Source organism: Aquamicrobium sp. (assembly GCF_023954335.1).
In the GTDB taxonomy this organism is placed as follows: Bacteria; Pseudomonadota; Alphaproteobacteria; order Rhizobiales; family Rhizobiaceae; genus Aerobium.
Genome location: NZ_JAMLIE010000002.1, coordinates 1 through 13,115, shown reverse-complemented (window position 1 = coordinate 13,115; position 13,115 = coordinate 1). Strand labels below are relative to the sequence as shown.

General features: G+C 60.7%; 15 protein-coding genes and 3 pseudogenes. 6 read left to right on the top strand and 12 right to left on the bottom strand.

Annotation, left to right across the window (positions count from 1 at the left end):
- Window positions 1-113 precede the first annotated feature (113 nt).
- From M9945_RS12440 to M9945_RS12430, 3 genes are all read left to right on the top strand, one after another.
- Window positions 114-308 carry a hypothetical protein gene (locus tag M9945_RS12440; protein WP_367944847.1) on the top strand — a complete coding sequence of 65 codons (195 nt, stop codon included), beginning with the start codon at window positions 114-116 and terminating at the stop codon, window positions 306-308.
- A 190-nt stretch (window positions 309-498) separates the two neighbouring features.
- The gene (locus tag M9945_RS12435; RefSeq protein WP_367944846.1) at window positions 499-822 is read left to right on the top strand and encodes an excisionase family DNA-binding protein; all 324 of its coding nucleotides are present in this window, start codon (window positions 499-501) and stop codon (window positions 820-822) included.
- A gap of 29 nt (window positions 823-851) precedes the next feature.
- Window positions 852-1,637, top strand: a complete 786-nt coding sequence (locus tag M9945_RS12430) for a tyrosine-type recombinase/integrase (protein WP_367944845.1) — start codon at window positions 852-854, stop codon at window positions 1,635-1,637.
- A 1,063-nt stretch (window positions 1,638-2,700) separates the two neighbouring features.
- Here M9945_RS12430 and istB read toward each other — a convergent pair.
- The 6 genes and pseudogenes from istB to M9945_RS12400 all read right to left on the bottom strand — a co-directional run bounded on the left by istB (window position 2,701) and on the right by M9945_RS12400 (window position 6,475).
- Window positions 2,701-3,533: pseudogene (gene istB / locus M9945_RS12425) on the bottom strand (IS21-like element helper ATPase IstB).
- 24 nt (window positions 3,534-3,557) lie between these two features.
- A pseudogene (gene istA / locus M9945_RS12420) lies at window positions 3,558-5,035 on the bottom strand (IS21 family transposase); the annotation flags it as partial.
- 85 nt (window positions 5,036-5,120) lie between these two features.
- Complete coding sequence (locus tag M9945_RS12415) at window positions 5,121-5,261, bottom strand: hypothetical protein (RefSeq protein ID WP_367944844.1); 141 nt, start codon at window positions 5,259-5,261, stop codon at window positions 5,121-5,123.
- Window positions 5,254-5,463 (bottom strand): hypothetical protein, encoded by a 210-nt coding sequence (locus tag M9945_RS12410; RefSeq protein WP_367944843.1) that lies wholly within the window; start codon window positions 5,461-5,463, stop codon window positions 5,254-5,256. Before M9945_RS12410 ends, M9945_RS12415 begins: the two co-directional genes overlap by 8 nt.
- On the bottom strand, window positions 5,460-5,684 hold the full coding sequence (locus M9945_RS12405; RefSeq protein WP_367944842.1) for a hypothetical protein: 225 nt from the start codon (window positions 5,682-5,684) through the stop codon (window positions 5,460-5,462). Before M9945_RS12405 ends, M9945_RS12410 begins: the two co-directional genes overlap by 4 nt.
- A 2-nt stretch (window positions 5,685-5,686) precedes the next feature.
- Window positions 5,687-6,475 carry an N-acetylmuramidase family protein gene (locus tag M9945_RS12400; protein WP_367944841.1) on the bottom strand — a complete coding sequence of 263 codons (789 nt, stop codon included), beginning with the start codon at window positions 6,473-6,475 and terminating at the stop codon, window positions 5,687-5,689.
- 183 nt (window positions 6,476-6,658) lie between these two features.
- Between M9945_RS12400 and M9945_RS12395 the strand changes: the two genes are divergently transcribed.
- On the top strand, window positions 6,659-7,870 hold the full coding sequence (locus M9945_RS12395) for a methyltransferase domain-containing protein (protein ID WP_367944840.1): 1,212 nt from the start codon (window positions 6,659-6,661) through the stop codon (window positions 7,868-7,870).
- A gap of 157 nt (window positions 7,871-8,027) precedes the next feature.
- Here M9945_RS12395 and M9945_RS12390 read toward each other — a convergent pair whose 3' ends face one another.
- The 4 genes from M9945_RS12390 to M9945_RS12375 form a co-directional block, all read right to left on the bottom strand.
- Window positions 8,028-8,546 carry a hypothetical protein gene (locus tag M9945_RS12390; protein ID WP_367944839.1) on the bottom strand — a complete coding sequence of 173 codons (519 nt, stop codon included), beginning with the start codon at window positions 8,544-8,546 and terminating at the stop codon, window positions 8,028-8,030.
- A gap of 172 nt (window positions 8,547-8,718) precedes the next feature.
- Window positions 8,719-9,099, bottom strand: coding sequence for a hypothetical protein (locus M9945_RS12385; protein WP_367944838.1), 381 nt, complete (start codon window positions 9,097-9,099; stop codon window positions 8,719-8,721).
- Between the two features lie 328 nt (window positions 9,100-9,427).
- A complete protein-coding gene (locus M9945_RS12380; protein WP_367944837.1) occupies window positions 9,428-10,912 on the bottom strand; it encodes a recombinase family protein in 1,485 nt (494 codons plus the stop codon).
- A gap of 843 nt (window positions 10,913-11,755) precedes the next feature.
- Window positions 11,756-11,932, bottom strand: a complete 177-nt coding sequence (locus tag M9945_RS12375) for a hypothetical protein (protein ID WP_367945610.1) — start codon at window positions 11,930-11,932, stop codon at window positions 11,756-11,758.
- Here M9945_RS12375 and M9945_RS12370 point away from each other — a divergent pair.
- A complete protein-coding gene (locus M9945_RS12370; protein ID WP_367945577.1) occupies window positions 11,870-12,124 on the top strand; it encodes a dsDNA nuclease domain-containing protein in 255 nt (84 codons plus the stop codon). The genes M9945_RS12375 and M9945_RS12370 overlap by 63 nt on opposite strands.
- On the opposite strand, the pseudogene M9945_RS12365 reads toward M9945_RS12370, so the two are convergent.
- Window positions 12,072-12,320 (bottom strand): annotated as a pseudogene (locus M9945_RS12365) (DDE-type integrase/transposase/recombinase); the annotation flags it as partial. The gene M9945_RS12370 and the pseudogene M9945_RS12365 sit on opposite strands and share 53 nt — an antisense overlap.
- 69 nt (window positions 12,321-12,389) lie before the next feature.
- On the opposite strand from M9945_RS12365, the gene M9945_RS12360 reads away from it, so the two are divergent.
- Window positions 12,390-12,836, top strand: a complete 447-nt coding sequence (locus tag M9945_RS12360) for a PaaI family thioesterase (protein WP_367944836.1) — start codon at window positions 12,390-12,392, stop codon at window positions 12,834-12,836.
- 12 nt (window positions 12,837-12,848) lie between these two features.
- Here the strand turns inward: M9945_RS12360 and M9945_RS12355 are convergent.
- Window positions 12,849-13,115, bottom strand: a 267-nt coding sequence (locus M9945_RS12355; RefSeq protein WP_367944835.1) for a transposase, incomplete at its 5' end; no start/stop codon positions are given.

The following is a 13,115-nucleotide window of genomic DNA, read 5'->3' as shown; positions in this document are numbered from 1 at the left end:
CGCATCCTCAGCCCGGATGAAGTCGCAGACGTGCGGCGCATCGTGGAAATCGCCAATCGAAACGAATGGAGCGCGGAAGGTGATCGCCTCGCCCGCGCCCTCGGGAGGAAGGCATGAAGCTGACAGCCTATGAGATTTCGATCCTGCGCATGATGGACGGCGGCCCTTCTGTACCGTGGGGTGCTGCGATGTCAGCCTCCTTGGAGTTCCTGAAAGGTGACGGCCTGATCGAGCAGGAAGGCACGAACTACTGGATCACACAAGCCGGCCGCCAAGCCCTCGCCACAAGCAAGGGAGGGGAGAGGTGAGCGGACCGAAGTGCATTTCGTGCGGCGGGACAGGATGGTGGCTCCTCTCCCGGTCCTGGTTCAGAAGCGACGGCTTCTACCGTGAAAGATGCCACATTTGCGCCGGAACAGGCATCAGCCCCTACAAGGACGATCCGTCATTTGTGCGTGAGCAGGCAATCCGCCGCTCCACCCGCCCCGGAGGCAGGACATGAGCAGGGCGGCCGTATACACGCCAGCCACGCTTGCCGAGCGCTGGGCTTGCTCCGAACGGAAAATTCGGCTCATGATTGAGCGCGGGGAGTTGCCTGCCTTCCGGCTGGGCAAGCTGCTGCGCATCAGCAAAGAAGTCGTGGAGAGCATCGAATGCCAGGATGGCGCATCACTCGACTACGAGGCGAGTTCGTCCTCACATGGGATGACGCCGAAGGCATCCGGCGACGTTATCGACTTGGAACAGATGACCGCCAAGAAGCGGAGCGCCGCGCCCCGGCTCGATACGCACAACTCACGCGCCCGAGAGGCAAGACGGTAGCCGATCTTTGGAAAGGCTACGAAACCGATATGGCCGGCCGCGCCGTTGTCGGAACGATGAAGTTTACGTGGCGGGCACTCGAAAGCCGTTTCGGCCCGATGGAGGCCGACGCCATCACGATAGCTGATTGCCGCGCTCATATCGAAGCGCGCCGGAAGGCCGGGATCAAGGACGGTACGATCCATACCGAATTGGGCCATTTGCGCATGGTCCTGCTTTGGGCCGAGCGGCACGAGTTGATCGACAAGGCCCCGGCCATCGAGCGTCCAACCAAGCCTGAGCCGAAGGACGCGCACCTGACAAAGGATGAGGCGCGGGCACTGATCGACGCGGCGAACGTGCCGCACGTCCGGTTGGCGATCATGCTCATGGTGGGGACCGGAGCGCGCAACGAGGCCGCGATGCAACTGACGTGGGATCGCGTCGATTTCGACCGACGTATGATCCAGTTGCGCAACCCTTTCGACAAGCAGCGGCGCAAGGGGCGCGCCACCGTGCCGATGAATGATCGGCTCTACGAAGCCTTGGAGGAAGCGAAGAAAGGGGCGCTGTCGCCCTTTGTGATCGAGTGGGCCGGCAAGCAGGTCAAGTCGATCAAGAAGGGTCTGAAGGCGGCCGGGGAGGCCATCAATCGCCCTGACGTGTCACCGCACATGCTTCGCCATAGTGCGGCTGTCTGGCTGGCTGAAGACGGCCATTCTATGCACGAGATTGCGCAGTTTCTCGGCCATGACGACGTGAAGACCACGACCAAGGTCTATGCGCGCTATTCGCCCACTCACCTACGCAAACTCGCGGACAGCCTGGCCATCTGAGGGGCACATAGTGATCTCTGGCACAATGAACCTGAAAACAGGGAACGAAACATGAAGCTGTGCCGAAAACGGTCCCGGACATAGTGCTCTTTTCCCAGAGTTCCGCGCTATTCCGGCAAGGGAACGATGTTGACATCGTAGGGGTCACAGGTTCAATCCCTGTCACGCCCACCATCCACCCACAAAATTGCATTGCAGTTTCATGCGCTTATCGGCGCCGATCCTAACTCGACGCTCAAGGTGTTGCAAGCGGACGGTCGCAAATCGAAGGCCCGTTGTGACTGTGGTGTGACACGTTGGTGCTGGTTTTCAAAACTCGCCGCATGGAGATTGCGTACGCCTGCGGCGTGGAATGCACGACACTTCGATCCGAGATAGCGCCGCCTGTGCATAAACTGCCGGGGCAATCCCCCGCCCAAATCCAAACACGGCGCTCGTATTGCGCGGCGAGGTGCGGTTATGAGCCGGATCGCCCCACATTCTCTTTTGCGGTAGGTATCCAGATTGCAGCATCATCATCGCCATAGGGTATCGCGCGATCTTCGAGTGCGCAGATGCCAACCCATGCGCAGATGACGGCATCAAGCGCATCCCCGAACGCCCTCAGTTCCCATATACCGTTGGTCCCCGGCGACTTGTGGCGCTGACTAAAACTTGCGCTCCACGACTTGGCATGTGCCAAGATAAGCAATCTCTTGAAGGAAATTGTCGCCCAAATATCGAGTGCTGCTGTAGATGCCCTTCACCCGGTCAATTTGGATATTATGGGTTTCTCTAGGCTGACCTTGCCTTTCATTTATGCATCTAATCTCGATACGGCCCGGGCTAATTTTTATAGAGCGGCCCGCACTGCACTCGAGTTCGTCCTTTACTGTCCCGGAATCGTCAATACCGATCTCAAATGTTAGCGTTTCGATAGGAAACTGTCAACGGCGGTCGGAATCCGGACCAGCGTGGCGGAGTAAAAGCAGGCCATTGAGGTCTTGGCGCTGGCCGCTCGCGAGCGCGCTTCCACATTGCGCCGTAGCGAGCGAGCGGCCCTTTGAATCTGGAAGAACGAAGCTCAGGCGGTGGCCTGGTTTTGCTCCGCCCCGTTTGACGCGGCGGCGGCCCTGCGACCTGCGGATTGCTTGAGGCGATAGCTGTCGCCGTTCATGGTCAGGATATGAACGTGGTGGGTCAGGCGGTCGAGCAGCGCGCCGGTGAGCCGCTCAGGCCCAAGATGGATGTCCAGTCCTCGAAGGGCAGGTTCGAGGTGACGATGGTGGAGCCACGTTCATAGCGTTGGGAGAAGACCTCGAACAGGAGTTCCGCACCGGTGGGTGACAGCGGCACGTATCCGAGTTCATCGACGATGAGCAGCTTCACGGCCTGGAGTTCGCGCTGCAGCTTCAGCGATCGTCTCTCGTCGCGCGCTTCCATGAGCTGATGCACGAGGGCTGCCGCGGTGGTGAAGGCGACGGCGAAAGCCCTTCTGGCAGGCGGCAAGGCCAAGGGCGAGCGCGATATGGGTCTTGCCGGTTCCGCTATTGCCGAGCGCGATGATGTTCTCGCGGCAGGATGAACTCGCAGCGGGCAAGCTCCAGCACCAGCATCTTGTTGAGCGAAGGGATGGCGGTGAAGTCGAAGGTGTCGAGGCTCTTCACAGCCAGGAACCTGGCACCTGCTTGATCCTGCGCTCCACGACACGCCGTTCCCGGTCGATCAGTTCGAGTTCGACGAGACGCAGCGGGTAGCGGGGATGATCGACACCGTCGCGGGCGCACTCGCGGGCGACCTTGTCGTACTCGCAAGGACCGTCGGCAACTTCAGCTGCTTGAGATGATGGGCCAACGGCACCTGCGGCGTGCCGCTCGTCGTTCCCGCCGGCATCGTGTCCATCGGCTTCCCGCTCATGCGGCTCTTCCCGGGATGAGGATGGGTGTAATCGGCCGCCGAGGTCGTCTTCACTGTGGTCTTTGGCGGGTGCGGATAGGCGGCGAGATCGAGACGGGGCGGGCGGCGCTCGGTGAGCGCGAGCCAGGTGCGATCTGCGCCCGACCGCATCGAAGCCGATGCGCGCCCAGCCTGATCGCCTCGGTGACGGCATGGGTCACCACCTCTTTCGGGATCGCCTCCATCAACCGCAGCACCTGGATGAACTCGCGCTTGCCGCGTTGCCCATGCGGGCTTCCATGAGGTGACGCAGATGCTGGAAGGCTTCGGGCAGATTCAGTCCTGCAGGGTGCCGCCTGGTCGAGCGCATTCGGCTTGGTCTCGAGCAGCGCCAGATAATGCAGAGGATCGGGCCGAAGGTGCCCGAGCCATAGCAGCGCTGATGCCGGGCGATCTCCTCGCCGCCGAACAGGATGACAATCTCGTCGACAAGCCCTTCACCATCACATCCTGGAAGCCATAGGCAGTCGGAACCGAAGTAGTCGTTGCCGCGGTATCGCACCAGGCCCGTCGAGGAGACGCGGGCCGACGCTTCTCGCAAGGCTCCAGCGGCACGGCAGGCAACTCCCGGAACGCGGCAAGATCGGCGGCAAGGCGCTCGCCGATGGTCGTGGCATGGCGGCCGGCTCGTTCTGCCTGTCGCGACCGGCATCGCTCGGCCAGTATGGCGTTGAGATCGTCGAAGCTGGCGGCCATCGGGATCGGCGTCATGAAGTTCGAGCGGGCATACTTCACCAGCCCTTCGACCTTGCCCTTGTCGTTCCCCTTGCCCGGTCGGCCGAACCGGTCGCGGAACAGATAGTGGCTCACCAGCTCGGTGAACGCACGCGTTCGCTCCGCTTGCCGTCGCCGCAGATCTTCGCCACCGCGATCCGGGTGTTGTCGTAAGGATCGACAGCGGCACGCCGCCGAAGAAGGCGAAGGCCGAGACGATGCCCGTCCAGGAACGCCTCCGTCGTCTCCGCCGGATGAAGCGCTTCACGAGAAGGGTGCGTCCGACTGCGGCAGGTCCATGCAGGAAAAGTGAGATCTTCTGCCGGACCCCGCCGATCACACCAATCGCCTCGCCAAGTCCACCTGCGCATGACCCGGCGGATGCGACAAGGGCACGAACGTCTCGCGGCCCTGGCTCGGGCAACCCGGACATAGTCCTTCACCACCGTGTAGCCGCCGCCATAGCCGTGCTCGTCACGAAGCCGCTCGAAGATCCGCTTCGCCGTATGCCGCTGCTTTACAGGCCCGGCGCGATCGGTTTCCAGGATCGCATCGATCACCCGGCAGCAGCGGACAAGCTTCGGCTTCACGACGGGCTTCGTGCGCGTGTAGCCCGGCGGAAGCGAGAACCGGCACATCTTCAGAACCGTCTCCCGGCTCAACCCGAAAACGCGAGCTGCCTCACGACGACTGTTGCCCTCGACAAACACGAAGTGCCGGACAGCGGCATAGACTTCCACGGCAAACATTCCCGGCCGATCCTCAAAGGGATCAGCCTAGCCAATGGACGGTTTTTACTCCGCCCGCACCAGCAGCACGCCGGCGCTCCATGGCCTAATTTGTCACCGCCCTACACACGCCGGCCAGTCGTTGGCTGAAACCCCATCCGAGAGCGGCTATGATCGCGGCGAGGATGGCCACCAGCCCGTTGCCGCCCGAAAACAGGCCGATGATCAGTCCGATTATGTCAGGCATTGACCGCCCTCCTGCCAGCTTTGACGCGGATGCGCGGCTTGGAGCGCGTGATCAGGTCAAGCACCATTTCGCCCATCTTGCGACGGTTGTGATCCGGCATCAGGCATGGGCAAACGGGGTTGCCGTTCTGCGGGCCGATGCAGTTGCACGAGTGGACAAGGCCGGGTTGTGGGCCAACGATGAATTCTGGCCAGCGCATCATGACCGGTTTCTCAGTTCCTCATCGCGAAGCCGGCGCGCGATCTCTGTCACGAGCCCTGACACCACCATGTAGATCGGCAGCCAGCCGGTCGGGATGCTGTCGGCAAACATGTTCGGATCGAGAGTGGCCAGCACCGTAATCACGGCAGCGCCGAACATCTGGAGTCGGGCGACGAAGATGGTTTCCGAGCGCTTGAAAAAACGTTTGATGCGATCCCACATGATCATTTCCTTCCGAATAGAGCCGCAAACAGCCTTGCCCAGAAGCCCATGGCGGGCTCAGGAGCGGTGGGAGCGGGTTGCGTGGGCTTTGGAGCTGGAACGGGCTTCGCGGGCGCTGGCGGGGCGCTGTGTGGCGCTGGCTTGCCAATGAGCGCGTTAAGCTGCGCCTCGGATGCCGGGAGGGGCGTTATCTTCTCCGAATCTGGTCGACGCGCATAGGCCGCCGCCAGTTTCGTGTGATAGCCGTGCTTCGCGTACCCAGAGCCGTTGTAGCCCTTGGCGAACGATGACCAGTTCTTGGCCTTCAAATGCCGCTGCAACCCCTTGCTGACGATGAACCGGGCGATGGCGTAGAGGTGCGCGCCCTCGGAATACTTCATGGCCTCGACAAAGGCTTGAACGGTGTCGAAGCCGCAGACCTTGTGGTTGAAGCCCATAACTTGGCCGAGACCCCACGAGCAGGACTTGAGCGCCGCCGCTTCGTCGATCGTCATGGCCTTTTTCAGCCATGCGTAGCGTTCAGGCTGTGAACGCGGGTATGGTTTCGCGCCCCACTTGGCATAGGCAAGGCCTTCCCGTACGGCGCGATCCCGCTTTGCGTCGGGACCAAGCTCGCGATAGAAGACATGCGGCTCATTGAGGATGATTGGTCGCTTGTCATTACCAAAGGCGCGGCCCGCGCTCTCGACCTGAATCACGGCGCGCACCGCTGCGACATGGCAGCCGAGATAGCCCGCAATGGTTCTCACGTCGCCGTCCGACAACGGCAACGCCTTGCCTGCGAAGTTCATGGCTATTTCCTTCCCCCGCCTGTTGGCAGGTGACTGGAGGTTTCAGGGGAGGCTGCTGCCCTTTAACGAAGGCCGCGGGGCCAACGCAGGGTCAAGTGCGCGAACAAGCCAATCTCGCACGGCGCGGTTGAATCTTCGGGTGTGTCGGTTCATGGTTCACCATCGTGAGATGGAAAGGCTTAAATGTTGAACACTAAGCTGAAGCAGTTAGCGTTGCGGGTCCCGCCGCTGAGGCGACTTTGGGAATCCCACCGTTCCGTACTCAGGGAGAACGAGCAGTTGCGGAAAGGGCTGACGGCCAAGGATTTCAACCATCTGCTGCACTACGCACGTTCAGCACGGTTGCGGCGCCTCCCCATCAGGCCGGATACCATGCTCAGCGCCGGATGCGCTGGCCTGTGGTATTTTGAATGGATCGAGTCCCGATTGGGGCACCTGCGCGAGCACATCGGCGTCGAGTACTACACGCCGAAGCCAGAGGGGCTTCCGGCGAACGTTCGCTGGATTGAGAACACGGTTGGCGACATGTCAGATGTCCACGACGCCTCCTGCGACGTCGTTTTCTCGGGACAGAACATCGAGCACATCTGGCCTTATGAGGCGGTCGATTTTCTCATGGAGGCGTGGCGGGTCTTAAAGCCCGGCGGGTTCTTGATCATGGATAGCCCGAACCGTCTAATTACTCGGCAACTCAATTGGTCGCATCCAGAACATACGATTGAGCTTACACCCGACGAAGCCGCAACTCTATGCGAACTAGCCGGATTTGATCTCCGGAAAACCTACGGCGTATGGCTGTGTGACCCGCCCGGTGGGACGATCCCTACCTTGCCACTGGTCCCAGACGAGAACGAGACAGAATGGACGGTTCCCGAGCGGATCATCTGTGCTGAGGACTGCCCGTCCGGTTCCTTCGTGTGGTGGCTCGAAGCCACAAAGTCCGAGCGAAAGCCCGATCGCGGCGCTCTAGCCGAACATATGCGGCAAGTTTTCGAGCAATCGTGGCCCGAGCGCGCAGCGCGCTTCAAATCCCTCGTCGGCACGCGTCATTACGACAATGGGCGTCTTGTGGTCTCGGCCACCGCTAACGAAAGTGGCTTTCTCCTGTATGGACCATACCTTCCATTGCCCTGCGGAGACTACGAAGTTGTCTTTGAGGCCGTCGCGATAGGTGGACAAGGCACCCTCATTTTCGACGTTGTTGCGGCTGGCGAGGTTATTGCCAGCGCGGAACGTTCAGTCGCTGACCTCTCCAGATCGAAAGAGGTTCGACTATCATTTTCGCTGTCGGAAATGCGGTTCGGCCTGGAGTTTCGAGCCCAGTCTCGGGGCGGCGCCGCATTCAAGGTGTGGGCTCCGATCATCGACATTCCGCCGGATGTTTTGCCGAAGTAGATGGCGTGGTGCGGCACCTATGGTTTGTGGGGAGCCGGCTTCTGTGCCGCTTCCCAAAGCTCCCGCAGTCGCTCAATCGGCACGTGGGTCGCATCCGCTGCATCCTGCCAGCTCGCGCCTGAACGAAGCATGGCGAGGGCGGTGCGTTCTCTATCGGTCATGCAGTCGCACTCCAGTTGACGAACCAGCTGCCGGTCGAGTTCGCATCGGTCGTTGTGTTGCGAATCCGCACCGTGATGTTGGCACCGTCCACGCTCTTCAGAGTTGCTTCCGCGGCACCTCCATTGACGACCAGCAGCGTCACCGCCCTCGGCGTGTAGCTCAGGCCGTGGGCGATGGTGCCCTCGCCGCTTGTCAGGGACACCTCCGCCGTGCCGTCATTCTCGGTGATAACGCCTATGCAGTCGCGAACCCGCTTCGTGCTGGACGGCGTGTGCCCGGCAATCGGCGAGGCCAGGTTGCCGTCGAATCGTGCGCCCTGCACCAGGTAATTATCGTTAGAGCCCAAGAACAGGATGCCGTTTGACTGCGTTGCGGGGAATAGCCCGGCGTTTCCATAATAGCCGCCAAAGAAACGAATATGACTGGCGCCTGATGCAAGGACGATGCCGGAAAAAGAGTTCGAAGCCGACTGCGAGTTGCTGTCTGCCGTGAATCCGTAGAACTCGAAGTCCACGCAGCCGTCCTCAAGAATGAAACCGTGGTTGTCGCAATTGACGGCGCCGCCGCCAAAAAACTTGACGATCTTGCTGTCATCAAAGGTCGCGCCCGTTTCGCGCTGCGACCACCAGCAGCCGTGAAACTCTACATCGCGCAGGTATTGGTAGGATGCCGGGGCGGCCGAACTGTCAAAGAAGCAGTTGAACAGTTGCGAGAATGCGATGGTATCGGTCGAGGCGGCCTGCCCTATCCGTCATCTGATCGCCATAGCCGGCGCTGCGCTTGATTTCAGCGGCGCTAGGCGGCTTTGGAGCCTTTGGCGCACCGATGCGAGACCCGACAGCGCCGCCTACCAGAGCACCAGCAACGCGCGCGTATGGCTCAAAGGCAGTATCTTCCGTCAACTGGCCGGCCGCCTCGCTACCAAGCGCCGGGGCCACGCCGTAACGTACCGCGTTCAGCAGACCGCCACCGCCGAGTGCCATCGCGCCGGGAAGGAACTCGCCAACCGTGCGGGTCCATTCGCCGGCCGTTGTCTGCGGCTGATAATCGGTCGCACCGTCTGTCACAGCATAAGGCCAGAGCGCATCTGCTGCCCGCTGAGCGGCATGGAGCCGCCACCGATCAACGCTTGCTCTACCTCCGGCGAAGGGCCAGCGAAAAAGCGTTCAACCGCGCTGTCGCTATTCGTCTCCGGCCAAGCGCCCGTTGCAAGTCGATAGCCGCCAGAAAGTCCAGCCTGCAATCCGGTGCGGGCTAGATCTCCAATCGTGCCGGGAAGACCGACCAGATCATTCTGGCGGCTTTTGCCGGGCCTGTCTCAGTGAGGGTTTTTCCGTGTCCACTATGTCGGGCCGGCGATGGTGAGCTGTTCGCATGGATGAGGTTTGGCAAACCTCAGATGCCGAGCACTTTGCTCTGATCTGCCCATGCGATTGGCAGCTCGATGTTGCGGGCCAGATGACGCACACTGAGATCGGCAGGCTGCTGACCAGTCAGGACCGCCTCAACGATGCGTGGGGAGAGGAAGGCGAGCGGCAACACGCGGCTGACATCCTCGGGATGAACGCCAAAGCGTTTCGCAACATCCTTACGACCCAACCCCTGCCCATTCGTTAGCGTTTCCAGATAGGCATGGGCCCGAGCAACCATGTCGATCAGCGGCTGATCATAGCGACGCAGTGATGCGCCCTGCCCTTCGATCACCAGCCGCCGCTCGACACCGCGCTGGCGGATGGACAACGGCAGATTGAGGATGTGAAGATCGGCATCGCTTGCCGTGGCTTGCGATGCAGCGCCCGCCAGCCAGGAAGCGATAGCGGTTCCGTCGAACGCAATGCGGATGCGATTGCTAGCAAGGTCGATGCGGCGGATCGCTGTGCGGATGATCGCATGCGTTTCCTTTGATGATGCTGTCGCCTTCAGAAGACAGGAAGCTTCCCCGGCCCTTGCCAATCCCAGCTCGATGCTGGCTGCGTGGCCTGCGTTCTGCAACCAGCCTGACAACATGGACCTGTCGGCAAGGAGCTCCCTGATATGCTGGAGGACGATCGCCTCGATCTCAGAAGCAGGAATCCGCCAGCCATCCGTTTGACCTGAGTTGCCTGCCTTCAGCCGGCTGGAGATGTAGTAGCGGTAGCGTTTCCCAGCCTTGCCGGCATGGATTGGACTGAGCCGATCACCGGTCTCGTCGAACAGCAGACCATTGAGAAGATGGATGTCACGCTGAACTGGCGTTCCTCTTTCGCGAGGCGCCTGTTCGGCGAGCTTACGCTGAACCGCTTCGAAGACATCCTTCTCGATGATCGGCTCGTGCTCGCCCGGATAGACGTTCCCACCATGCCGGACGCGACCAATGTAGATCGGGTTCGACAACATGTAGTAGAGCTTGCCCTTGCCGATCGCCTTCGCCGGCCGACGACGGCCCTGACCGGTATCTGCATGGAGCAAGGATAAGAAACGCCTGTCCGTTGTCGTGCCCCGGTCGTTCAACTCCCGTACCAACGCGGGGACGGAACCAAGCTCCAGATAGCGCCTGAACAGCTTCCTGACTTCCGATGCCGCGGCTTCGTCGATGACGAGCTTCCTGTTCTCGACACGGTAGCCGAACGGCACCGTGCCGCCCATCCACATGCCCTTCTTCTTCGACGCCGCGATCTTGTCGCGGATGCGCTCGGCCGTCACCTCCCGCTCGAACTGGGCAAATGACAGAAGCACGTTCAGCGTCAGACGACCCATCGAGGTGGTGGTGTTGAACTGCTGGGTGACCGAGACGAAGGAGATGGTGTTGGCGTCGAATAGCCGGCGCCCTACCCTTCTTGGTTCCTGCGGACTTCTTCTCACCCTGATCGACGGTGTGTTCGTCCGCCAGAACCGGCTCATCCTTGTCGGCAGGAGTGACGGTGGTGATGCTGGTCGATGACATGGTAACTCTCCCTCGGTTCCGCCCCCGGACCACCCGGCGGCTGTACTGCCGAAAGCCCGCAATCCCAGCGGGCGGAGAGTTTTGTGGAGCCGTGAGCAATCCCGGCCCGGCGTTACAACCCGACTACTACTTCCAAAGCGTCAACAGTCAAGCGGGTCCGGCTGCCCATCAGCGGCTGCCTGCTGCATCGCGCGCGTCTCGCCAGCATGCCGTGACCTGCTCCACAGGCTCCCCCGTCAGATGGGCAAGAGCCTCGAGAGCAATCGGCTCGATCGAATCCGTCGTTTCGGAAAGAGCACGCAGAACCACTACCGCTCCTTGGAGCAATCTCAGCTGTGGCTCCATGCGGTGGAGAAGATCCTGCAACCGTGTCGCCTGATCTCTCTGAAAAGCTCTTTTATCTGCACCCATACCGCGCCTCCACATCATGAAGTCACGACACACATGCTTCCTTCCCACCACAAGTCCACTTCTTCCTAGCCGATATCACGCCAAACCCGCTTTTCTCCTGGTTGGGCAGGACCAGAGCTGGACGTTTGCTGACTGTCCGGTTTTGATGGAAATAGGACTACAGCTGCCGTTCGGTTGCCGACCTCATTATCGCCGTTCGGGGCGCTTCTGTTGCCGACCGAAACTTGCCATTCGTTCGACCCTTTACCAGCGGCAGAGCTGGGGCCGGAAGCGGAACGGCAGCTTGATCGTAGGCGAAGCGGAAGAGCGGACATCGTTTCTCGACTGCAAATGTCTAGTCAACAGATGGACGTATCGGCCCCGGCAGAACATGCTTAGGATGGGGAATATTATCGATTCGGGCGTAGTACTTGGATATAAGGCAAACTCTCCTGAAGGAACCTCAGCGCGAGCAGGGTGGCAAGCTTGCGGTAGAACGCTTTGAATACCAAGCGGCTTGGGGACTGTCCCGAATACTCCAGCTTTACAAGAGTGGCGCCGACTTCGGGATCGCGTTTGAATTCCACGACGACCTCCTCGAACTCGACAGCATGAGCAGCCCGACGAAGGTCACCTTCTTCCAAGTGAAGACGCAGAAGACCGGCACGTGGACGCTCTCCAGCATCTCTGCCTCATCGGGTACCAAAGGGAACAAGACTGCGGTCAACGGGAGAAGTCGTCGAGCACCGTCGACAGGTAGAACCATCCCCAGCCGATGACCTTCAGATAGGTGAAGTCGGTCTGCCAGAGCTGGTTCGGCGCTGTCGTCTTGTCATGGAATTCGTCGGCGGCCTTAATGACGATGAAGGCCGGGCTGGTGATCAGGTCATGGGCCTTGAGCAGGCGATAGACCGAGGATTCCGAGACGAAGTAGCCCTTCGTGTCGGTGAAGGTGACCGCCAGTTCGCGCGGGGAGCTGCTTCGGCCACCTGCTGGGCAATCATGTCGGCCGGTCGACAAGGCACCAACGTAAGGGAAAGAGCATTGAGCATCGACGACGACGAGATAGTTCAACGCATCAGCGCCAGTTTTGAGAAGCAAGGCTTGATGCGCACGATCGGAGCGACACTGGGCTCTGTCAGGCCGGGTCAAGTCGAGATCATTCTGACGCCGCATGCCGGTGTTTCCCAGCAGTATGGTTTCGTCCACGGTGGCGCGTTGGGTACCATAGCCGACAGCGCTGTCGGTTTTTCAGCCATGAGCCTCATGCCTTCGGATAGGGGCGTCCTCACGACCGAGTGCAATATGAACTTCCTGGCACCTGCCGAGGGCGACCGGATCATCGCGCGCGGCAAGGTGGTCAAGACAGGTCGCACCTTGACCTTCTGCCAATGCGAGCTCTTCGCGAAACGTGACGATCAGGAGCAACTGATTGCGCTGTTCACGGCAACGCTCATCGCCGTGGATGGCCGCGACGGCATCTCAGACTAAAGCACGTCGCGTTTAATTGGCCTCATATCCGGCAGCCTTGAAGAAGTTTCGGCACTGTGTTGGATCGAACAGGTCGCAGATTTCGCCGAGCGCGTCGCATAGGGCGTCGAAGGTTCTGGCGGCCTTTTTTCGCAGCAAGGCCTTGAGCTTTGAGAAGGCCATCTCGATCGGGTTCAGGTCGGGCGAGTACGGCGGCAGGAACAGCATCCACGCGCCTTGGCTGCGCACCAGATCGGCCGCCCGCTCGCTCTTGTGGAAGCCGACATTGTCGAGGATGAC

Excerpts from the sequence above, each read along its gene's own strand:
- M9945_RS12440 (WP_367944847.1), top strand. The coding sequence starts at position 114 with ATGAAGCTGACAGCCTATGAGATTTCGATCCTGCGCATGATGGACGGC.
- M9945_RS12435 (WP_367944846.1), top strand. The coding sequence starts at position 499 with ATGAGCAGGGCGGCCGTATACACGCCAGCCACGCTTGCCGAGCGCTGG.
- M9945_RS12430 (WP_367944845.1), top strand. The coding sequence starts at position 852 with ATGGCCGGCCGCGCCGTTGTCGGAACGATGAAGTTTACGTGGCGGGCA.
- M9945_RS12415 (WP_367944844.1), bottom strand. The coding sequence starts at position 5,261 with ATGCCTGACATAATCGGACTGATCATCGGCCTGTTTTCGGGCGGCAAC.
- M9945_RS12410 (WP_367944843.1), bottom strand. The coding sequence starts at position 5,463 with ATGATGCGCTGGCCAGAATTCATCGTTGGCCCACAACCCGGCCTTGTC.
- M9945_RS12405 (WP_367944842.1), bottom strand. The coding sequence starts at position 5,684 with ATGTGGGATCGCATCAAACGTTTTTTCAAGCGCTCGGAAACCATCTTC.
- M9945_RS12400 (WP_367944841.1), bottom strand. The coding sequence starts at position 6,475 with ATGAACTTCGCAGGCAAGGCGTTGCCGTTGTCGGACGGCGACGTGAGA.
- M9945_RS12395 (WP_367944840.1), top strand. The coding sequence starts at position 6,659 with ATGTTGAACACTAAGCTGAAGCAGTTAGCGTTGCGGGTCCCGCCGCTG.
- M9945_RS12380 (WP_367944837.1), bottom strand. The coding sequence starts at position 10,912 with ATGAGCCGGTTCTGGCGGACGAACACACCGTCGATCAGGGTGAGAAGA.